Origin of the sequence: Aquirufa sp., assembly GCF_044342065.1 — a bacterium.
In the GTDB taxonomy this organism is placed as follows: domain Bacteria; phylum Bacteroidota; class Bacteroidia; order Cytophagales; family Spirosomataceae; genus Aquirufa.
Genome location: NZ_JBIIQN010000035.1, coordinates 1 through 21,779 on the forward strand (window position 1 = coordinate 1; position 21,779 = coordinate 21,779).

Below are 21,779 nucleotides of genomic sequence, written 5' to 3' on the forward strand. Positions count from 1 at the left end.
AATACATTGTTGCTCTCGCAGATTTTAAAAGCTTTTCCAAAGCTGCTGACCATTGCTGTGTTTCACAACCAAGTTTAAGTATGCAGGTACAAAAGCTTGAGGATGAATTAAATCTAACTTTATTTAATAGGAAGGTTAAACCCCTAGAACCTACACTAGAGGCAAAGGAGATTTTGACTAAAGCTCGTGTAATTCTTTCTGAAAGTAAATCCATTTTGTCATTTACGAAAGGTTGGTCTACGCAAGTGAATGGTAATCTCTCGATTGGTGTCATTCCTACGATTGCACCCTATTTAATGCCTCGTTTTCTTTCCGACTTCCAACTTAAATATCCAGATTTAACAATCTCTATTTCAGAGACTACCACGGAAAACATTAAAGCTGAAATTGCTGAGGGTAGAATCGATATTGGTATACTCGTTACGCCATTGAACACAGATCTTGTTGAAGTTCCTCTTTATTACGAGGAGTTATTCCTTTATTCTAACGTATGGGAAGAAGATGGATCAAAATTAAGTGCAGTTTTGGATCCTGCTAAGCTTTGGTTATTAGAAGAAGGACATTGCCTTAGTAATCAAATTAATTCGATATGTAATATACAAGCAGGCGCAAGAATTTCTAATTCACTAACCTATCAAACAGGAAGTTTAGAAACCATTGTCCGTATGGCTGACTTAGGATTTGGTCAGACAATTATTCCACAAATGTTTGTCGACTACTTAGATGTTAAATCCAAAGAGAAAGTACATTCTTTGCCCAAACCTATCCCCATACGTGAGGTATCGTTAGTTCATGCGAATTCCTATTCGAGAATTGCAATAATTAATGCGCTGAAAATGGAAATTTTAGCGCATATACCTTTGCAATGGAGAAGTATTGCAGATAGATCAATTATTCCTATATAGGCGCTAATTCTTTTGTATTTCTAATCTTATAAAGAAAATACAGACTTGCCGCAAAAACAAAGCCTAGAATGAGTATTCCGATACGCATATTTCCGGTAAACTGAATAACTAAACCAAAGAGAAAAGTACCTAAGACCGTTGATAATCTATCACAGACATCATAAAAGCTGAAATATGAACTCGTTTCCTTTTCATTTGATGGACACATTTTGGCAAATGTGGCTCGGCTGTTGGATTGAATTCCACCCATTACAAAACCAATTCCTGTAGCCAATAAGTAGAAATTGAATTGGTCATTAACGGTATAGGCAAATGCGCAAATAACCATCCAAACAAGTACGATAAAAATCAAAGCTTTGATATTACCCATTTTCTGAGATAGCAATGCGCAAAAATAAGCTCCTGGTATTGCAACTAGTTGGATTAATAAAATCGTAATAATTAATGCGTCTGTTGGTAAATGTAATTCTTCACTTCCAAAAAGCGCTCCCAAATACATTACCGTTTGTGCCCCCATATTAAACAGAAAAAAGCTAGCCAAAAAGCTCTTTAAAGCCGTTATGTTCTTCACTTCATGGTAGACCTTTTTTAATTCGCGCCAACCACCTAACCAAACATTTTCTTCATTTGATGGCTTTTTATCCCCTTTTGGCAAATAGTAAAAAGGAATTTGAGCAAACAAAAGCCACCATATTCCAACACTTAAAAATGATATGCGCGAAGCTAAGTCACCTGCTATATTACCATACCATTCCGGTTTCATTACCATTGTCAGGTTTTGAATCAATAAAAGTACACTTCCAATATAACCCAATGTAAATCCTTTAGCACTTAGTCGGTCAAAACGATCAGGACTTGCGATTTCTGGTAAGAAAGAGTTATAAAAAACCATACTCCCTCCCCAGCCTATGATCGAAAACAAAAAACCAAAGGTTCCGATGTAGTAGTTTCCTTTTTCAAAAAAGAATAAACTCATACAACTAAATGATCCTAGGTAGCAGAAAAACCGCATAAAGGTTTTCTTATTCCCTTTATAATCTGCTATTCCTGATAGAATGGGCATTAATACGGCTAAGAATAGAAAAGCAATCGAGATGCTGTAGGAAAAAACAACCGAATTATTTAATGTGAATCCTAAAAATTCAATATCCTTGCTATTCGCTTTACTAACAGCAGCAAAAGGGTAGTAAATAGGAAAAATGGCACTTGTAATGGTTAATGAATGAACAGAATTAGCCCAATCGTAAAAAGCCCAGGCATTCAATACTTTTGGATTATTTAACGCTGTTTTCATATCATTAGAATAGGCCTAATTGTTCTCCTTTATTTGCTTCTTTTGCGATATTTTCTGCTGTATAATTTTTGATTTCTAGCGGTATTTCTTCAGTTGGTTCAGCTTTTCCCATGCTTTCTTCTTCGACTTCTAGTATAATCTTATGACCAGTTGGCACTATCTCTATATCCTCATTGTTTGGTACATCTAGGGTGACATTTTCTACTGATCCGGAAGATTCAGCCTTATCAACAGCTAATGTATTTTCCACTTCTTCACTTTTATCAATTTCTATGACCTCTTCTTCTGCATCAGGTATACTATTTTCCGTCTCTACAAATTTGGCATCGGATAATTTAGGATAATTTAGTTTGCTTCCGATCGCTTTCCAACCGCGGACATCTACCAACTCGTCTATTGGTATTAATTCAATTTCAGTGGTTTTCCCATCAGGCTTATGCTTTATTTGAACATTTGGAGCATAATTAATGGTTGATGCGATTAATTTAGATGCCTTATGATCTGCTATAAACAAGAATTTCTTATCAATAGTGGATGTTTCAATTTTGAATCGTTTAATGAAATAGGTTTTGTTTGAACCATCAAAATAAATTGCAGAAACAATTCCCTTCGGGTTGAATTTTACAAGTAATGCAATGTCCTCTGCGGGATAACGATTTGTTAATTCGAAATTTGTCAATTCATAATTTCCAGCATGATAAATAGCCAAAATAGTATCATTAGGCTCAAAATTGCCTATATAATCACCGTGTTGATCTCTATTCAATCTTCCGATTGTCGGATCATACCAAATATCAACACCTCCAAGCGTTGATACCCCAGCGCTTTTCTGAACGATTTTACGAACCGGATATTTTGTTAATACATTACCTAGCGATTCGCGACCCTTGATTGCTAATTTAGCAAAGTCATAATCAAACTGCTTATTTTTTGCGGTACAGTTGGCTGTCAAATTAATACTTATTACCTCTGCTTCCCCATTCTCATTCGCTGAGAAATACGTTATTTTCGACTTATTATCTTGACTAACTATTCTATATTCACGATCACGCGTTACTGAGGTTACTTTGAATCGTTTAACAAAGGAGACTCCTGATTTGCCATCAAAATAGACTAGATTATAAACTTTACGGTCGTCATTCTTCTTGAATACACTGACATATAGAATATCTTTTCCTACAAAAACCTTTTCTTGAACTTTAGTAACGACACATGTCCCATTTTGTCTTAATACAATGATGTCATCTATGTCGGAACAATCCATGACAAACTCATCTTTCTTTAATCCATAACCTATAAAACCATCTTCACGATTGACATATAGTTTTTGGTTGGCTTGCGCTACCACGGTGGCAGAAATTGTGTTGAAGCTTTTTATTTCAGTTTTACGCTCCCTCCCTTTTCCGTATTTTTGCAATAAATGCTTAAAATAGTCAATAGCATAACGAATTAAGTTAGCCAAATTATCTTCGACTTCAGCTAATTCATCTTGCAAACGCTTCATCGCTTCATCCGCTTTAAAACTATCAAATTTAGATATACGCTTAATTCGTATCTCTAATAATTTTAATATGTCTTCTTCGATAATTTCGCGATAAAAATCCTTTTTGAACGGCTCAAGTCCCTTATCCACCATTTCAATAACCGCTTCAAAAGTTTCGCATTCCTCGATATCACGATAAATTCTATTTTCTATAAATATCTTTTCGAGTGAACTAAATAATAAGCGCTCCATTAATTCATTGCGCCTAATTTCTAATTCCTGTTTTAACAGATCTACTGTTTGATCATTACTAACGCGGAGAATTTCAGCAATTCCGATAAATTGCGGTTTCTCATCAACAATAACGCAGGCATTTGGTGATATGGATACTTCACAATCCGTAAAAGCATATAAGGCATCAATCGTCACATCGGGAGAAATTCCTGGTGCCAATTGAATTTGAATTTCAACGTCTTTGGCTGTATTATCAATAACTTTTTTGATCTTGATTTTACCGGTATCATTGGCCTTAATTATGGAATCAATTAAAGATGTTGTCGTAGTTCCGAAAGGTATCTCTTTGATTAACAGCGTTTTCTTGTCAAATTCTTCAATCTTTGCTCGAACTCTGATACGTCCACCTCGAAGTCCATCGTTGTAGTTTGAAACATCAATCATCCCACCCAACTGAAAGTCGGGATATAGGATAACTTTCTTGTTATTTAATAAATCTATTGACGCTTGTATAATCTCGCAGAAATTATGCGGCATGATTTTGGTCGCTAATCCTACTGCTATACCTTCTACACCTTGCGCTAGGAGTAGTGGAAATTTGATTGGAAGCGTTATTGGCTCTTTTTTACGTCCATCATAGGATAATTGCCAGCGGGTGGTTTGATTGTTAAATACGACGTCATTGGCGAATTTTGATAAACGAACTTCGATATAACGCGCCGCAGCTGCACTGTCCCCTGTTCGGTTATCTCCCCAGTTTCCTTGACAATCAAATAATAAATCCTTTTGGCCCAAATTAACTAAAGCATCGTTGATAGACGCATCTCCATGCGGATGATATTGCATGGTTTGTCCAATTACATTAGCAACCTTATTGAACCGACCATCATCCATTTCCTTTAATGCATGTAAAATCCGTCGTTGAACCGGTTTTAATCCATCTTCTACAGCAGGAACTGCGCGTTCTAAAATAACGTAAGAGGCATATTCCAAAAACCAATTTTCATACATGCCAGCAACGGCTATTTGATTTTGTAATGTACCTTCGGTCGTTTCACTCATTGGTATTTGTTAATCTATTAGGTTAATTAATTGATACAACATGACTGCAGTAGCTCCCCATATTTCCTCCGATTCATAATAATAGCGAGGTGCTACTATTTTCTCTTTCATGAATTCCAATTCATGATAATCCAAGGATTCTTTCTTTTTAAAAAAAGCTACAGGTATTTCAAAAATACGATTTATTTCTCTTTTATTTATGTGGTAGTCTAGGTTTTTATTAAGAACTACATAGTATGGTTGTATCCAATAATTAGAAACATGAACCCAATGTGGTTTTAATTCAATTAATTGAGATTCATTTAATTGAATACCAATTTCCTCTTCCAACTCTCGGAGTGCGGTATGTTTTAAACTGAGGTCACTTTGATCTTTTTTGCCTCCTGGGAAAGCCATTTGGCCACTATGGTGTCCATCATATTCATTTCGCTTAATTAAAACGAGTTTACTTGGTTCATTATTGGTTTTAATTATAATTGCAACAACGGCTGCATGTCTGGCATTTTCGCGCAAATTCGAATTTGATTCTAATTCAGAGAGTAACTGATACAATCGTTGAAAAGGCTTATCCATTATTGGTATTGGCTATAATGGCTTCAGCACAGCGAATACCGTCTAAAGCGGCTGACATGATTCCACCAGCATATCCCGCTCCTTCACCGCAAGGATAAAGTCCTTTAACTTTTGGATGTTCCAAGGTTTCTTGGTCTCTTGGAATTTTAACTGGCGATGAAGTTCGACTTTCCAAACCTATTAATTGTCCAAGATTACTGCTAAAATTTCGAATTTTACGATCAAAATCTTGAAGCCCTAATGCCAAAGGCTCAGCAATATATTCTGGTAAATATTCACGCATTTCTCCAGGTTGTAACCCAGGTACATAGGATGTATCATGAAATGAATTACTGGATTTTCGCTTGATAAAATCTCCAGTTAATTGTGATATTGCTTGTTGCGTACCTCCAACTAAATGATGTGCTTTTTGCTCTAATTCTTCTTGTAAATACATGCCAGCTAATGCCCCATATTCTTTGTATTTAGCTAAATCCTCTGGAAGTATACTTACGACAATGCCTGAATTAGCGTATTTTGAATCTCGACGGGATGGTGACATGCCGTTAACAACAACTTGGTTTTGTTGAGTGGCTGACGGTACAATAAATCCACCTGGACACATACAGAAGGAAAAAACACCACGCTGTTTCCCTTTATATCGTGTTTGAGTAACTAGACTAAATGAAGCTGGGGGTAAATAATCAGGTCTTTGCGTCATTTTATATTGACACGTATCTACCATTTTTTGCGTATGTTCTATTCTAACACCGATAGCGAATGGTTTAGCTTCTATGTCAATATGTTTTGTTAATAATAACTCAAATATATCGCGTGCTGAATGTCCGGTAGCCAAAACGATACTATTTGCCGAAATTGCTTTGCCATCAAATAACTCAACTCCTTTGATTTTATTATTTTCAATTATAAAATCGGTAACCTTGGAGTTAAAATATACTTCGCCTCCTGCTTGCAATATGGCATTTCGGATGCCTTCAATAATTCCGGGTAATTTATTTGTACCTATATGTGGGTGAGCTTCATACAGTATATTCGAATTCGCACCGAAAGCTACAAATGTTTCCAATACCGATTCGATATCTCCACGCTTAGTGCTTCGCGTGTATAATTTTCCATCAGAATAGGTGCCTGCTCCTCCTTCCCCAAAACAATAATTACTGTCGGGATTAACAATATTATGTCGGTTGATAGCCGCCAAATCCCTTCTTCTTTCCCGAACATTATTTCCTCGTTCCAATACAATGGGTTTAATCCCTGAACGAATTAATCTTAAAGCTGCAAATAATCCTGCTGGTCCACTTCCAATTATGATGACATTTTTTGCCGTTGAAGAAAGTTTCGGTAATTGAATCCGCTCTGATAAGTCCAATTGGAAATTGTGCTCCAATGGATAAAAGCCAATTTTAATATTAGCTTTAATTTGCCTACTGCGCGCATCAATTGATTTTTTCTCTATGCGATACTGACATGAATTTAATAGCTTTGTACCTAATTCTGCGCTTAAAAAGTCATGCAGTAACGCAGGAGAATTTGCGATGGCTGGATCAAGAACAAAGGATTTAAATTCGGGCATACTGAATATTTATACAAATTTACTAATCTATTTTAAACTATAAGATGAATCATCTCCAAAACCAAGTCAGCCCCTACTTATTACAACATAAGCATAACCCAGTTGAATGGTATCCTTGGGGAGAGGTTGCTTTAGATAAAGCTAGGAATGAAGACAAGCCAATTATTTTAAGTATTGGATATGCTGCTTGTCACTGGTGTCATGTGATGGAGCATGAATCATTTGAGAATCAAGAGGTGGCTACATTGATGAATAATCATTTTATCTGTATAAAAGTGGATCGTGAAGAAAGACCCGATATTGATTTAATTTATATGGATTCTATTCATGCGATGGGTCTTCAGGGTGGCTGGCCTTTGAATGTATTTCTGATGCCCGATCAAAAACCATTTTACGGAGGAACTTATTTTCCGAAGAACAATTGGATTCAACTTTTGAATTCTATTCAAAAAGCTTTTCAAAATCATAAAATAGAATTGCAGCATTCCGCCGATGGCTTCGCTTCCAATATGAATAGCTCTGATGTAGGTCTTTATCCTATTAATTTGGAGGAACTAAGTCCAATATTGCCTCATGTCCTGGAGCTTATTCAGAAAGGTTTAGATCCGGTTTTTGGCGGAACAAATAAAGCTCCTAAATTTCCCATTCCTTCATTAGGTCATTTGATTGAGGCCTTGCCGTACAAGTTAATAAATAATAGTACATTAGAAAGGCTAGCCGATCTGCAACTAACCAAAATGGCTCTTGGAGGTATTTTTGATCAAGTAGGTGGTGGTTTTTCACGTTACTCGGTGGACTCGGAATGGTTTTGTCCACATTTTGAGAAAATGCTGTATGATAATGGTCAATTGTTACGTTTGTATGCATTAGCATATAAACGCACTAGCAATAATCTATACAAAGAGGTTATTGTTCAGCTAATAGGATTTTTAAATACGGAATTAGTCGCTGAAAATGGTTTGTATTATGCATCAATTGATGCAGATAGCGAAGGAATAGAAGGATTATATTACGTATGGACTTTTGATGAGTTGAATAATATATTGCCTATAGAGAAATATCATCAATTTTATACTGCCTACAGTGTTAATAAAAATGGTAATTGGGAACATGGCTATAACATACTTTTTAAAAAAGAGTGTAATTTAAACGAAGATTTTTATAAAGAATTAAGCATCTTAAACAAGGTGCGTAATTTACGTATTCGACCTGCTACAGATACCAAACAAATTCTTTCGTGGAATGCTTATGTAAGTTTGGGTCTTTTTGAAGCGGCAATCGTGTTGGATAATACTGATTATTTACATGCGGCAAAGTTGCATTTGGAAGCAATGATTACCGATTTTTTTGATGAGCAAACTGGTTTGATTTTTCATCAAACTCAATATGCGGCTCAACCAATCGCAGCATTTTTGGATGATTTAGCAGCTTGTGGTTTAGCATGCATAAAAGCATATCAGAATTTTGGAGATAAAGTATATTTAAATCAAGTTACAATAATTCTGAAGGCAATAGAACAAAGTCATACGAGACAAAATGCTTTGTATAATTTTCATTCTAATTTTAATGATGCGTTAATTGCGCCAAAATTTGAAATTGTGGATTCGGTTTGTCCTTCATCGAATTCCATGCTTTGTGAGTTGTTTCTGTGGTTTGGGGTTATTGAAAGTTTACCTGAGTATACAATTAAAGGAAAAAATATGCTGGCAGCTGTATTAGAGCAAGCTCAAAGCAATCCAATTTATTTTGCAAATTGGCTACGAATTCATTCTCAGTGGATTGAAAATCCTCAAGCGATTATTAAATACAATGCATCTATGGTTGATGCATCACAATTGAATGATATTACAGCCAATTACATTCCCATTGCCGACCTACCGCATATGTTTTTGGTATGCATAGGTGACCGTTGTCTCGAACCATGTTTAGATAAGAAGACCTTAATTGAACAATTAAAATCTATTTAATTCGATCTGGATTTTCATTTACAAAGGCTCCCCATCCTTTTTGGGTGCCTTTAACAGATGAGCTAATGTTTTTATTATGAAAATGATGGCAGATAGCGATACCTAGTGCATCAGTCGCATCATGTAATTTTCCATCCAATTTTATTCCACTAATTATTTCAACCATTTTGGCAACTTGTTCCTTTGATGCATTGCCATTGCCTGTCACCGATTGTTTGACTTTCTTTGGCTCATACTCTGTTATTGGTATACTTTTTGAAAATGATATCGACATAACCATACCTTGAACTCGTCCAAGTTTTAGCATTGATTGAACATTTTTTCCAAAAAATGGTGATTCAATAGCAATTTCATCTGGTAAAAATTCCTCAACGATTCCCATTACACGTTCATGAATCTTTAAGAATTTAGCACCTTGTGTAGTATACTTTGTGAGATTTAAAACTCCATATTGTAGGACATGTACTTTATCACGTGTAATTCGAATTAATCCGTAACCTAAGTATCGAGTACCGGGATCGATTCCAAGAATTATTTTTTCTGCACCAAGGTTTGTAATTTGCGCCATATTTTTAATCTATGTTCATTCATCAAATCCCTCGTATTGTTCCTGCTTTATTGCCCAAGCTAATTTGGTCAGTACCAGTATCTGAAGAATCGAATGAGGTTTATTTTACATTTGATGATGGACCAACTCCTGAAATTACCAATTTTGTGTTGGATTGTTTAGCCAAGTATAAAGCTAAAGCTACTTTTTTTTGCATAGGTAAAAATATTCAGGATAATCCCGACATCGTAAATTCTATTATTCAAGAACATCATCGTATTGGAAATCATACGATGAATCACGCCAACGCTTGGAAATATACGATGGATCAATACAAAAAAGATATTCAAGCCTGCGATGAGATTATAGTCGAACTTAAAATTGATTCTGTTGGATTTAGGCCACCGTATGGAAGGATTAATTCTGAAATATATCGGAATCTTTCAAGCCAATACCCTATTTATATGTGGTCTTTTTTGTCTGGTGACTATAATCATGATTTATCTACTAAATCCATCATAGAGGCTGGTAAAAAGCATATTAAGCCTGGATCCATATTGGTGTTTCATGATAGTATTAAGGCTTTCCCGCGTTTAAAGGTGGTCTTGCCTGCTTTATTGGATTTTTGTTATCAAAATCATCTAACCGTTAAAGCATTATGATAGATACGCATGCGCATTTGTATGATCCCCATTTTCAACCTGATATTAACCAACATATAACAGAAATTCAGGAAGCAGGTGTTAATGAGGTATGGTTGCCAAACTGTGATTTAGCTTCATGGGATCAATTAGTAGAATTAACTACTAAATTTCCTCATTTCGTATTGCCCATGATAGGCCTTCATCCTACTTATGTTAAAGAAAATTACATTCTAGAATTACAGGGTTTAGAAGCACTTCTCGAGAAAAATAAAGTTTTAGCGATTGGAGAAATTGGCTTAGATTACTATTGGGATACTACGTATCAAAAGGAACAGATTAAAGCTTTTGAAAGGCAGTGTCATTGGGCTCTAGATAGAAAAATTTGGATTGATGTCCATTGCAGAAAAGCCTATGGTGATTTGATTCGATTATTGAAGAAACCAGAATATAGGAACCTTAATGGAATAATTCATTGTTTCTCTGGAGATTATCGAGAAGCTCAAACGCTAGCTAGCTTAGGATTTAAACTAGGTGTTGGGGGCGTAATTACCTATAAAAACACAACACTTTTTGAGGCAATTAAAGATATTCCTTTAACAAGTATCGTTTTGGAAACGGATTCACCCTATTTATCCCCTGTTCCGTTTAGAGGAAAGCCGAATTCTCCTAAGTTTATTCCTATAATAGCGCAAAAGCTAGCTGATTTATATCAAGTGCCACTTTCGGATTTAATAGAAATAACCAATCAAAATGCACAAATTCTAAAAACTATGTCTGGTTATTAAGTAATATATCGGTTTCTATTTTCCAATTTAATATGGCTTGCTTAAGACTATTGGCGATTTTATTTTTTGAATTCCAGAAGTTCTCCCATTTACCCTGAAATGCAATTTTCCCATTTTTAATTACGCCTAATTTATCACTCATTTTAAGTATATCGAGCAGATCGTGACTAATTAATAAGCATGGAATCTTCTTGTGTGCAATTAGCTCTTGAATGATTGTAGTAAACTCGATTTTTTGTTCTGTATCCAATTGACTAAATGGCTCATCCAACACTAAAAATTCAATAGGTTGACTTACGGCCTCTAATAAAGCAATTTTTTGCCTTTCTCCCCCAGAGAGCTGAATTATTTTAGTATGTAACAGATGCTTGATATGAAAAAGCCGTATGTAATATTTTATAGTCTTTTCTTTTTCTTTATGAGGTAAGCGCTGGAACAGCATCGCTAAGTAATCTAAAACTGTGTGATGAGGCTTTAAATGTAAATTTTGGGGAACATAGCCAGCTTGTTTAAATTGTGGTATTAAACGATCAATCCCTCCGTTTAATTCAAGTTGATTTACAAGAATGGACGCTCCTTCACATTTAGTTAATCCGACGACGATATGAGCTACTGTGCTTTTCCCAGACCCACTTTTTCCAACCAAGGTGTAAATTTCACCAGCTTTTATTTCTATTTTGATTTTAGATAGCCCAAAATGTGGATTTACTTGGTATCTTGGTATGAAAATTTTTAACATTTAAATCTAGTAATATGCTATTGTGTGGAGTTGATGTAGGTACATCGTCGATTAAAGTTAGTGTAGTTGACGCTTCAAACCAACAATTAATTTACTCAACCTCATTTCCCGAAATTGAAAATGAAATTTCAAGTCCTGAGCCTGGTTTTGCCGAGCAGGATCCTGAACATTGGTGGTATTGTGTTCAACAAGCAATTTTAAGAGCCAACGCTTCCAAAAAATATGATTCAAAAGATATTTCTGCGATAGGTATCTCCTACCAAATGCACGGTTTGGTTGTTTTAGATGCTCAACATAAAGTTGTTCGTCCATCAATTATATGGTGTGATTCACGGGCTGTGCAAATTGGTAATCAAGCTTTTGAATCCATTGGTAAGTCGTATTGTCAAACAAACCTGTTAAATTCTCCAGGTAATTTTACTGCATCGAAGTTGGCATGGGTGAAAGCAAACCAACCTGATATTTATAACAAAATTCACCAAGTGATGCTTCCCGGAGATTTTATTGCAGGTAGACTCACGAAGCAATTCACTACCACACCTTCTGCGCTATCAGAGGGAATTTTTTGGGATTTTCCAGCAAATGAAATTTCTGAAACTTTGTTGTCTTATTTTGGTTTTGAAAAACATTTGTTTCCAAAAGTTCAGGATGTCTTCTCGAACCATGGTTTAATTGATGTTGAGGTAGCGTCACATTTAGGTTTAAACGCTCAAGTTCAAGTAACCTACAAGGCTGGTGATCAACCCAATAATGCTTTTTCATTAGGTGTATTGCATCCTGGTGATATTGCGACTACTGCAGGTACTTCGGGTGTTGTTTATGGGGTAAGTGATGAGCTTAAATGTGATGTAGCTAATCGAGTTAATTCATTTGCCCATGTTAACTACAGCCAATACGCTAAACGCGTAGGTGTATTAATGTGTATCAATGGTACGGGTATTTTGAATCGGTGGGTAAAACAAACCATTTGTCCGGAGATGAGCTATGTTCAAATGAATGAAGAGGCTACCAAAACAACGATTGGATCTAAAGGTTTACTTTGCATTCCATTTGGAAATGGCGCGGAACGAATATTTCATAATTCAATAATGGGGGCAAGTTTTGAAGAATTAGATCTAAATCGGCATAGTAGAGCTGATATGATACGTGCAGCTCAAGAGGGCATTGCTTTTTCAATGGCATATGGAATAGAAATGCTTGCAGATGCTGGAATTAAACCTAAAAAATTAAAGGCTGGATTTGCTAATATGTACTTAAGCGATGTTTTTAGTCAAACTATCGTTAATGCCTCCAATGTATCTGTAGATTTAATGGATTCAGATGGAGCTTTTGGAGCAGCCTTAGGCGCAGGCTTAGGAATTGGATTTTACAAAAATGCCGATGAAACAGTTGCCAACATCAAACAAATAAAATCTATCCATCCGCTTGCCGAAAACAGGGAAGCAACAACAGATGCCTATCTTGCGTGGAAAGAATTAGTTTCGAAAAAGCTTATAAAAAGGTAAAGCCTCCCAATTTCTTGAGAGGCTTGTACCCAGAGCCGGAGTCGAACCGGCACGGGCTTGCACCCACGGGTGTTTGAGACCAGCGCGTCTACCAATTCCGCCATCTGGGCAATTGAATCAAACCAATTGGCTCAATTGCAATGCAAAAGTATGTTTTTATTCATGATTTAACAAGTGTACATTTAATAATTTCTGTATTATTCATACCGTAAAGCCTCTACCGGATCCATTTTTGAAGCTTTAAATGCTGGATAAATTCCTGAAAACAAGCCGACTAGCACACAAATAATTATACCCACCGTCATCCATAACCAAGGTATAATAAAACTAGCTGCTCCAGAACTAATTCCTTGTGCAATGAGATTTCCAATAGGAATTGCTAAAATAATTCCACCTATCCCGCCCAATAGACATATAACTATAGCTTCAATTAAAAATTGTTGTAAAATGCGTGAAGGCGTAGCTCCAAGTGATTTTCTTATTCCAATTTCCCTAGTTCTTTCGGTCACAGAAACCATCATTATATTCATAAGGGCAATGGCAGCTCCTAATAAAGTGATAAATCCAATGACAAATCCCCCTAATTGAAGGCTAGAAGTTATGCTTTCAAAACTTTTAGCAATTGAATCAGATCGATCTATAGAAAATGAATCTTCCATGCCAATTGGATCCATCCGAACCTTTCGCATAACTCCCCTAGCCTCTTCCATAAAATCGTCTAAATTCTTTACTTTCGTAGATGAAGTGGTGATATCAAAGGTTAAATTTCGACCTACTGCCATTTTTCTGCCAGTTTCTAATGGAACCATGATTACTCGGTCATCACCACCACCCATCATATTTCCTTTTTTTGCTAAAACTCCAATCACTTTTAACTTTATTCCACTGACAACTATTTCTTTATTTAATGGACTAGCTTTTTCGAACAATTGGTCAATTACATCTACCCCTAAAAAACAAACATTAATGGCATTTGTAAATTCATTCGTAGAGAAATTTCGACCATCAGCAATTTTATATCCTTTTAATTCGACGAAATTATCATCAATACCCAGTAACCTTACATTAGGATTTGTTTTTTTACTCTCAAATTTTGCTATAGCGTTATTCGTAACGTTAGTTTTTAAAGAAACTTTTCCTTTGGAGGTAAATAGTGACTTATAACGGCTTGCTTGACGAAAATCAATATTTTTAAAACGCTTTTCTTTTTGACCCTCTCTCCTAACTTGCATAGCAGGACGATTTCTTATATCAAAGGAATTTGCCCCTAATCCAGAAAAACTATTGTCTACAGAGCTCTGAATACCGTCTATTGCAGTTAGAATACCTACAAGCGAGGTGATACCTAGGGAAATGATTAATGCTGTAAGCACAGTTCTGAGTAAATTCCCCTTAATTGATCGTAAACCTTCGGCGATATTTTCTTTGATATTCATATATTTCTAGCTTACTGCAAGGTATCATGAAATATTAGCTAATTAAAACCAGTGGTATCGAAATATATCCACTAATCATTTTTACTACTTTAATTTACGTAAATAGTAATCTTCTCCCCGTACAATAATATGTTCGTTTAGCGTCGTATCAGTTCCCAATCTAATATCATTAGGTAGTGGTTTAATTACTTTTTTACTAAAGAAAAGATAGCCAGCTTCCGTTGGGATAGGCTGTAATCCTTTTTCAAATGGATTAATTGGAACTAATTTCCGCCTAAACTCTTTTCCCCATAAAGGATATTCATAATCGTCGTTAATGGTAGCTAAAGCTACTATGGCATCTCTTGGTACAATTGAATCAAATCGTGCATAAGCCTTTGTAATATCAGGTCTTGAAACAGTTAAATGCTCCATTCGAGTTTTATTCCAAATAGTAGGTAATTTATGGGTAGATAATAAAGCACTTCTGCTATGAAATAGTAATGTTGAATATGCCGATACAACAATTATAAAAAATATTGGGAGGGCATACATGTATTTCTTTAATGAAACTATTTTTTCAAAGAATATACTAGCAATTGGAAGAATGAATACTAATGAGCTAATCATATAACGACCTTTCCAGGGATCATAAGCAGCTGAAAATGCTAAGGCAATAAAATGAAAAATGAAAGCGATAAATATCAAATAATAGATTGCTTTTCTTTTTTTAGACAGTAATAAAATAATAGACGGGATAAAGACTAATAAGAATATACTACCATAAATTGGCGTTCCATTATAAAAGTCAAAATGCCGTGTGTAATTAAAGGGTACAATGGTAAATGTTTTAGAATTTTCAAGTCCCCAATTAAATGTCGCATCAAGTTTTCTAAATTGATTATTGATTGCTTCTTGCCAATATTCTATTTGGTCTATGTTTCTTAAACCATCAAAATTTAACAAGTCAAAGAAATACCTTGCTATATTTTTTGAGCCATGAATAATTAAATTAGACAAATTTCCAGCACGTTCTATGGATTGATGTTTAGTTGCCGTCTCAGGCCCTATGGGATGTCCGTAATGTATTAAATTGGAAACATAACCCGTTGGTAGGCTCATAATAACAATAAAAAACATGCTAAAGAATAGATGTTTAAGTTGGTACAAATAGGTTGTTGATTTCGTTGCAACAAAACTGTAAATAAGCAAAATGCCGATACTGGGTACTGAGAATAAAAAGGTAATTTTATGGCTTAAGGCAATGGCAAATACAAAAGCAAAAAAGTAGATATAAAAAATTTGTCGACTCTTTATAAAACGAAATAGAAAATACAAGGTGCTTGCCAAATAAGCCCCCAATACAATATCAGTATCCGTTGTGGTTGATTGAATTAATACAATTGGAGTAAATAGGATTAACATAGAACTTAGAAGACGAACTTTAAATTCAATTCCTAGTTGTTTTAGTATTGCATAGGACCCAACAAAAAGCATCCAATACGCTGAAAAATTGGGTAGTTTAAAGAAATGTTCATTATATCCACTCATAATAAAGGGATAATATTGAATAGAAGAAAAACTTTTAGGATAGGTATCTACATTCCAATTTGTCCCTACGAAATGGGCTGTGCTATGATTTTGGGCAAAGTATAAAATACGATTAAGATGTCCTGTCATGCTGTCCCATTCATTAGGCGGTATAAAAAACAACAAGAATATTTGCAAAAGAGCAATTCCAAGAATGCTAAAAAAGACAAGTCCAAAAAGCAGTTTTTCTGACTTACGCTGATTAATGTAAAGTATATGCAGCTGTTGAACACTTGATCCAACCAATTTTAAAATTGATTTATGAGACGATTCAGGCAAATAGATGAGGTATTTGAAAAAATAATAAATTAGGTACGATGTAAAAAAAGGAACAATTGACCAACCATATGGGCTATCCCAATAACGGATAAAACTGAGAAAGTATCCCGACAAAATGATACTGCCAGATTGTATAGCAAATCCTGCGATTAATATTTCATCAAAGTTTTTATTGGAAATTTTTGACGCAATACGATAGTTGAAAAGGATAAAAGAAAGAAATACAATTAACAACATAGGAACTCTTTAAAGTAAAGAATTAATAATCTCGGTGATTTTCTTTATGTTTTCAGCGCTAATTTCTGCAGATAGTGGTAAGCAAAGTATTCTTTTTGATATATCCTCTGCTATTGGACAAGCTTGATATGTCAAATAAGGCAATTCATTTAGCGCTGGATAAAAATAACGCCTTGGGTAAATTTCTGCTTCATTCAACTCGGCTATAACTTGTAGCAACTTCTCTTCCGAAGGTAGAATAATAGGGAAATAACTGAAATTCCGTATATTATCTGGGTTCCATTGAATTCTTCCAACTTGCGGAGATAAGATCGAATCGTATAATTCAGATGCACCTTTACGATGATCACGTATTTGCGGGAAATATGTCAAATTTATCAAGCCCATTGCAGCATGAAATTCTGAATTTTTCCCATTTATTCCAGCAGCAAAATAATCGTCTGCCTTGTGTCCAAAACTTCTTATTCCTCGAACTTTTTCACACAACTCATTATTATTAGTAATTACGGCTCCTCCCTCAATGGTATGAAAAATTTTTGTCGCATGAAAACTGCAGGTTGAAATCGTTCCGTAATTAAATATGGACTTACCTTTATATTTCACACCAAAAGCATGTGCTCCATCATAAATCAATGGTATACCGTATTCTTTAGCAAGCTCTTCTTGTTCGAGTAAATTTCCACAATTTCCATATACATGCGTTGTTAAAATCCCGCTAGTTTGCGAACTAATAACTTTTTGTATGTCCTGAACCTCACAAGTCAAACTATTTAAAGAAATATCCGCAAATACAGGATTACAATTTTCCCAAATTAATGCAGTTGTCGTAGCACAATAAGAAAATGGAGTGGTAACGACATCACCTTGAAGTTCTAATGCTTTAATTACCAGTTGTAATGCAATCGTACCATTACTTACAAATAGAAAATTTTCAACTTCTAGGTATTCAGCTATTTTTTTTTCAAGCTCCAAAACCAATGGGCCATCATTAGTCAATTGACCGTTAGCCCAAATTTGTTCCAACAAAGATATATACTCTTTGATGTCTGGTAAAAAGGATTTTGTTACATGAATCATGCCTTATATTTCGGTTGATACTTGTTCCATAACGATGGGAAAATTAGGACGAACGTAACCAGGCCATTTCCCATACCAAGTTGTATTTTCACGGTAATCAGCTATTTCAAATTCAAATAGTTCTTCGAAATTAGCTAACACGATGCTTGAATTTTTTACCACCATAATCGATAAAAAATAAGAACCATCATTCAGGTAGTTTCCCGGAATTTGTATATCAGTAGATATAATGCCTGACTTAAATTGAGTAGGTTGATTTCCAAGATTAAATATACACTCACCTGTGCTGGCATATAAATGTACACTGATGTTTAAATCCGCTTGCGCTAAAGTATTATAAAACTCAAAATGTAAGCTGAATGGATCATTAATAGTCCAGTAATCCAATCCTTGAGTTAATTGTGGTTTAACTTCAGCGTATTTTAAACGAATAAATTCATTTCCAATAGCATTTGAGAAGTTGTCAGATGCATAATAAATCTTTTTGGATTGTACCTCGGACATGTAATTTTTAATTACCTGAGCAGTCTCACCCATTTGCTTTACAGATCCTTTTTCTAAATGTAAGGTCTTATTACACAAATTTGATACCGCAGTAAGGTTATGACTTACAAATAATATTGTTTTTTCATTTGCAGCAACCTCCTTCATTTTACCTAATGACTTTTTTTGAAAATCAGCATCACCAACGGCTAAGACCTCATCCACAATGAGTATTTCCGGATTAAGGTGAGCTGATATAGCAAAACCTAATCTAATGTACATTCCTGATGAATACCGTTTTACTGGTGTATCAAGAAAATTTGAAATCTGTGGGCCTGCAAATTCTACAATCTCATCAAACTGGGCTTTAATGTCACGCTTACTCATCCCAAGAATAGCACCATTTAAAAATATGTTTTCGCGGCCCGACAATTCTGGATGAAAGCCAGTGCCAACTTCCAACAAACTTGCTACTTTCCCCTTAACTTGAATATTCCCAGATGTAGGATTTGTTATGCGACTTAAAATTTTAAGTAATGTAGATTTACCTGCTCCATTATTTCCGATTATACCTAATTTATCACCTTTCTTTATTGAAAAAGACACATCCTGTAAAGCATAGTAATCTTTAGACTTTTCTTGCTTGATAAATAAGGATTTAAATCCGTTGCGAAGTGATATTGGCTCCGCTAAACGATTTAAATTATACTTTTTTGTAATATTATTTACCTCTACAATATTCATGCTACCTTATAAATAATCTACGAATGAGCTTTCCTTCTTTGTGAATATATAAATTCCTACTCCAAAAACAGTAATACTACTGGTAATTGACAAATAGATAAAATCAAACGACTGTAAATGATATCCAGGGATAAGTAAAATACGTGCATATTCAACAATACCCACTAAAGGATTGAATAAGGAATATAGATTGAACCAAGCTGATATTTGAAGAGATTTTGCCGTGTAGACAATAGGACTGATAAAAAAACCGTATTGTACAATCAGTGGAATCATTTGCAAAAGATCTCTATATTTTACAGAAAATGAACAAAATATCAACCCTAATCCAATACTAAAAAATAAAGTTAACACTAAGGCTAATGGCAATAAAAGGATGTAAATTGATATAGTATGCATTAGTGCTAAACTTAAAAGCATGTACACTATTAAACCAATGATAAAATCAAAAATAGACACTGCAATTGATGAAAATGCAATAATTAATCGAGGGAAATATACCTTAGAAATTAAATTATTGTTGGCCAAAATTGAATTACTAACAGCCTGAAATGTATTTGCAAATAAATTCCAAATAATGACGCCTGAAAAAATTACCAATTGTAAAGGATAACCTGATATGTCACCAATTTTAGCAACGTTTTTAAAAGCAAACAAAAAAACTAGCATGGTTAATACAGGTCTAATTATTGCCCATATAATCCCCAGGTAGGTTTGCTTATATCGAATTGAAATATCTCTTTTTGCTAAAATATAGAGAAGTTCTCTTTCTTGAAATATTTCAGAAAATAACTTTGTAAATAAAGTCATGAACTACCTATTTAATAATTAATTCGATATAAATACCTTAGATAAGCTGTAAAGCAGCCTAATAAAAAACCTAATAATGTACCTATGCTTATTATTTTTCCCCAACGATACGGAAGCGTAAAAATTGGTAGTTCAGTATCTTCAATAATCGTTAATAAAGGTGATTCTTTTACTAAAGAAAATTTAAGGTTATCGTAATTACGTAATGCATCAAAATAAAGTGCTTGCAATTGTGTTGAATTCATTTGCAATCTTTCAGCAATAACCCTAGCCCTTTGGAAAATTATTTGTTGGTTCTGATCATTATAATTTGCCAATCTTCCTTGCGTGTAATAAAGGGCTGATCTTAATGAATCAACTCTTTTCTCCATAATTACCAATAACTCTTTTGATTTTTTTGTCTTGGTGTTTATGTAATAATCTGTAATTGTTTTTAAATAAAGTTGCGCCCAAACATGCGTTAACGTATCATTTCTCGTTTCTACTGATAAGGTCTGGAAACTTGATTTTGGGTTATCTAGGTAGATATCAGTATTCTCATTTAAATACACTGAAATAGCATTGATGATATTTTTATCTTGAACATCAATGGAATCTAAATTTCCTGTTTTAAATCGATGATTAATAAAATCTACAGGCAAATCACTCCATTCATGATTTTGTAATTCTGATCGCTGCAAAAAGAAATTTCCAAAATAGTCTGTTTTGTTTCCAAACTTAACTTTAGTTAATATAGCCTTACGATATATATTTCTTGTTTTTAAAAGTTCTTTAAAATTATCGCCAGTAAAAATTGAATTTCCCGAACTTGGAGTTCCAATTCCAAGTGTTGAAGCTAGGCCTGCTAAACCATTATCAGCACCCTCTGATTCTAAAACAAAAACAATTTTTACTTTCTTCAAACTGTTGGTACTCCTGTAAATTTCTACACCCAATCCAGTCAATAGACCCAATAGAGTAAAAATTATAATTACGAGTTTATTGCGTTTTACAAACGGTATAAATCCCATTAATTTAACTAAAACATTTTCTAGTGAAAATTGATCGTTTCTTTCTTCGCTCATAAATAAATTATTGTGCCGTTGCTTTAATCAATGTAATAATTCCAATTATACTGGTAACAGTTCCTGTTAAAACAGATACAAGTGACACAATTTGTTGACTCGCATTTGCTGTTTTAATCCGTTTAGGAATAATGATTTCACTTCCACGCTCGATTCGTGGGTTAAATCGCATAAATAGGAAGTTTTTAACTCGCTTGACTGATCCATTGGCATAAATTACATAGGCTCGTTTTCGAGCTGAACTTGAAGTAAAGCCTCCAGCACTTGACACGTAATTGCTTAAAGTTCTAGATTCGGTGAATTTTACATTGTTTGGATATAATACTTCACCAGTAATTTTTACTGTTTGTGGCTCTCTAGGGATATTTATTACGTCCCCATTAATAATTTGAATATCATCTGATCCACCTGGATTAGCTAATGCTGCCACAAGATTAATACCAATGGTCTCATGCTTTGTAGTACTTTGATCCGATGAATTATTAACGGTTACCCCCGAGTAATTATCATTTATATCATTGATTTGTTTATTTTTAAACTCGACTTCAGATTCTGAAAGTTCAGTTTTTCTAATCAATTTGGCTCCTTCTGGGTAAGCTTGTTTGTTAAGACCCCCTGCGCGTTTAATTAAATCCGACAAGCGGTCATCTTTTTTCTCTAAGCCATAAACACCAGGAAATAAAACTTGTCCCTGTAAAGTAATAAATTGTTGTAATTCGTAATTTGGTGAAGAGCGTACAAATACCTCATCAAAAGGATTCAACGCGAA

The 21,779-nt window shown here is 34.6% G+C and carries 18 protein-coding genes and 1 tRNA gene; 5 read left to right on the forward strand and 14 right to left on the reverse strand.

The genetic code is table 11. The features are described from left to right. Window positions 1–905: LysR substrate-binding domain-containing protein (locus ACIQZ2_RS10390; RefSeq protein ID WP_395768790.1), on the forward strand; the 905-nt coding region annotated here is incomplete at its 5' end. On the opposite strand, the gene ACIQZ2_RS10395 is transcribed toward ACIQZ2_RS10390, so the two are convergent. The 4 genes from ACIQZ2_RS10395 to ACIQZ2_RS10410 are packed head-to-tail and all read right to left on the reverse strand — an operon-like array spanning window position 898 to window position 7,124. Beyond that, the gene (locus tag ACIQZ2_RS10395; protein ID WP_395768791.1) at window positions 898–2,199 is read right to left on the reverse strand and encodes an MFS transporter; all 1,302 of its coding nucleotides are present in this window, start codon (window positions 2,197–2,199) and stop codon (window positions 898–900) included. The genes ACIQZ2_RS10390 and ACIQZ2_RS10395 overlap by 8 nt on opposite strands. A 4-nt stretch (window positions 2,200–2,203) precedes the next feature. Next, the gene (locus ACIQZ2_RS10400; protein WP_395768792.1) at window positions 2,204–4,978 is read right to left on the reverse strand and encodes a DNA gyrase/topoisomerase IV subunit A; all 2,775 of its coding nucleotides are present in this window, start codon (window positions 4,976–4,978) and stop codon (window positions 2,204–2,206) included. Window positions 4,979–4,987: 9 nt separating this feature from the next. Then, complete coding sequence (locus ACIQZ2_RS10405; protein WP_395768793.1) at window positions 4,988–5,551, reverse strand: NUDIX hydrolase; 564 nt, start codon at window positions 5,549–5,551, stop codon at window positions 4,988–4,990. Continuing rightward, window positions 5,544–7,124, reverse strand: coding sequence for an NAD(P)/FAD-dependent oxidoreductase (locus ACIQZ2_RS10410; RefSeq protein ID WP_395768794.1), 1,581 nt, complete (start codon window positions 7,122–7,124; stop codon window positions 5,544–5,546). Before ACIQZ2_RS10410 ends, ACIQZ2_RS10405 begins: the two co-directional genes overlap by 8 nt. A gap of 44 nt (window positions 7,125–7,168) precedes the next feature. Here ACIQZ2_RS10410 and ACIQZ2_RS10415 point away from each other — a divergent pair, with 44 nt between their 5' ends. Next, a complete protein-coding gene (locus ACIQZ2_RS10415) occupies window positions 7,169–9,091 on the forward strand; it encodes a thioredoxin domain-containing protein (RefSeq protein ID WP_395768795.1) in 1,923 nt (640 codons plus the stop codon). Here the strand turns inward: ACIQZ2_RS10415 and ruvC are convergent. Then, the gene (gene ruvC, locus ACIQZ2_RS10420) at window positions 9,084–9,659 is read right to left on the reverse strand and encodes a crossover junction endodeoxyribonuclease RuvC (protein WP_395768796.1); all 576 of its coding nucleotides are present in this window, start codon (window positions 9,657–9,659) and stop codon (window positions 9,084–9,086) included. The two genes, ACIQZ2_RS10415 and ruvC, sit on opposite strands and share 8 nt — an antisense overlap. An 11-nt stretch (window positions 9,660–9,670) precedes the next feature. Here ruvC and ACIQZ2_RS10425 point away from each other — a divergent pair, with 11 nt between their 5' ends. Further along, window positions 9,671–10,300, forward strand: coding sequence for a polysaccharide deacetylase family protein (locus ACIQZ2_RS10425; RefSeq protein ID WP_395768797.1), 630 nt, complete (start codon window positions 9,671–9,673; stop codon window positions 10,298–10,300). Continuing rightward, window positions 10,297–11,067 (forward strand): TatD family hydrolase, encoded by a 771-nt coding sequence (locus tag ACIQZ2_RS10430; RefSeq protein WP_395768798.1) that lies wholly within the window; start codon window positions 10,297–10,299, stop codon window positions 11,065–11,067. Before ACIQZ2_RS10425 ends, ACIQZ2_RS10430 begins: the two co-directional genes overlap by 4 nt. Here the strand turns inward: ACIQZ2_RS10430 and ACIQZ2_RS10435 are convergent. Next, entirely contained in the window at window positions 11,051–11,806 is a 756-nt protein-coding gene (locus tag ACIQZ2_RS10435; RefSeq protein WP_395768799.1) for an ATP-binding cassette domain-containing protein, read from the reverse strand. The two genes, ACIQZ2_RS10430 and ACIQZ2_RS10435, sit on opposite strands and share 17 nt — an antisense overlap. A gap of 14 nt (window positions 11,807–11,820) precedes the next feature. Here ACIQZ2_RS10435 and ACIQZ2_RS10440 point away from each other — a divergent pair, with 14 nt between their 5' ends. Next, the gene (locus ACIQZ2_RS10440) at window positions 11,821–13,311 is read left to right on the forward strand and encodes a xylulokinase (protein ID WP_395768800.1); all 1,491 of its coding nucleotides are present in this window, start codon (window positions 11,821–11,823) and stop codon (window positions 13,309–13,311) included. Window positions 13,312–13,337: 26 nt separating this feature from the next. On the opposite strand, the gene ACIQZ2_RS10445 is transcribed toward ACIQZ2_RS10440, so the two are convergent. From ACIQZ2_RS10445 to ACIQZ2_RS10480, 8 genes are all read right to left on the reverse strand, one after another. Then, window positions 13,338–13,421, reverse strand: a tRNA-Leu gene (locus ACIQZ2_RS10445). Window positions 13,422–13,508: 87 nt separating this feature from the next. Further along, window positions 13,509–14,747, reverse strand: coding sequence for an ABC transporter permease (locus tag ACIQZ2_RS10450; protein WP_395768801.1), 1,239 nt, complete (start codon window positions 14,745–14,747; stop codon window positions 13,509–13,511). A gap of 84 nt (window positions 14,748–14,831) precedes the next feature. Next, on the reverse strand, window positions 14,832–16,832 hold the full coding sequence (locus ACIQZ2_RS10455; RefSeq protein WP_395768802.1) for a glycosyltransferase family 39 protein: 2,001 nt from the start codon (window positions 16,830–16,832) through the stop codon (window positions 14,832–14,834). A 9-nt stretch (window positions 16,833–16,841) separates the two neighbouring features. Beyond that, a complete protein-coding gene (locus ACIQZ2_RS10460) occupies window positions 16,842–17,909 on the reverse strand; it encodes a DegT/DnrJ/EryC1/StrS family aminotransferase (protein ID WP_395768803.1) in 1,068 nt (355 codons plus the stop codon). 3 nt (window positions 17,910–17,912) lie between these two features. Next, window positions 17,913–19,136: an ABC transporter ATP-binding protein gene (locus tag ACIQZ2_RS10465; protein WP_395768804.1), complete on the reverse strand. Its 1,224-nt coding sequence runs from the start codon at window positions 19,134–19,136 to the stop codon at window positions 17,913–17,915. A gap of 6 nt (window positions 19,137–19,142) precedes the next feature. After that, window positions 19,143–19,946, reverse strand: a complete 804-nt coding sequence (locus tag ACIQZ2_RS10470) for an ABC transporter permease (RefSeq protein ID WP_395768805.1) — start codon at window positions 19,944–19,946, stop codon at window positions 19,143–19,145. Window positions 19,947–19,957: 11 nt separating this feature from the next. After that, window positions 19,958–21,010: a hypothetical protein gene (locus ACIQZ2_RS10475; RefSeq protein WP_395768806.1), complete on the reverse strand. Its 1,053-nt coding sequence runs from the start codon at window positions 21,008–21,010 to the stop codon at window positions 19,958–19,960. Window positions 21,011–21,017: 7 nt separating this feature from the next. Further along, the coding region (locus ACIQZ2_RS10480) for an SLBB domain-containing protein (protein ID WP_395768807.1) at window positions 21,018–21,779 on the reverse strand (762 nt) is incomplete at its 5' end.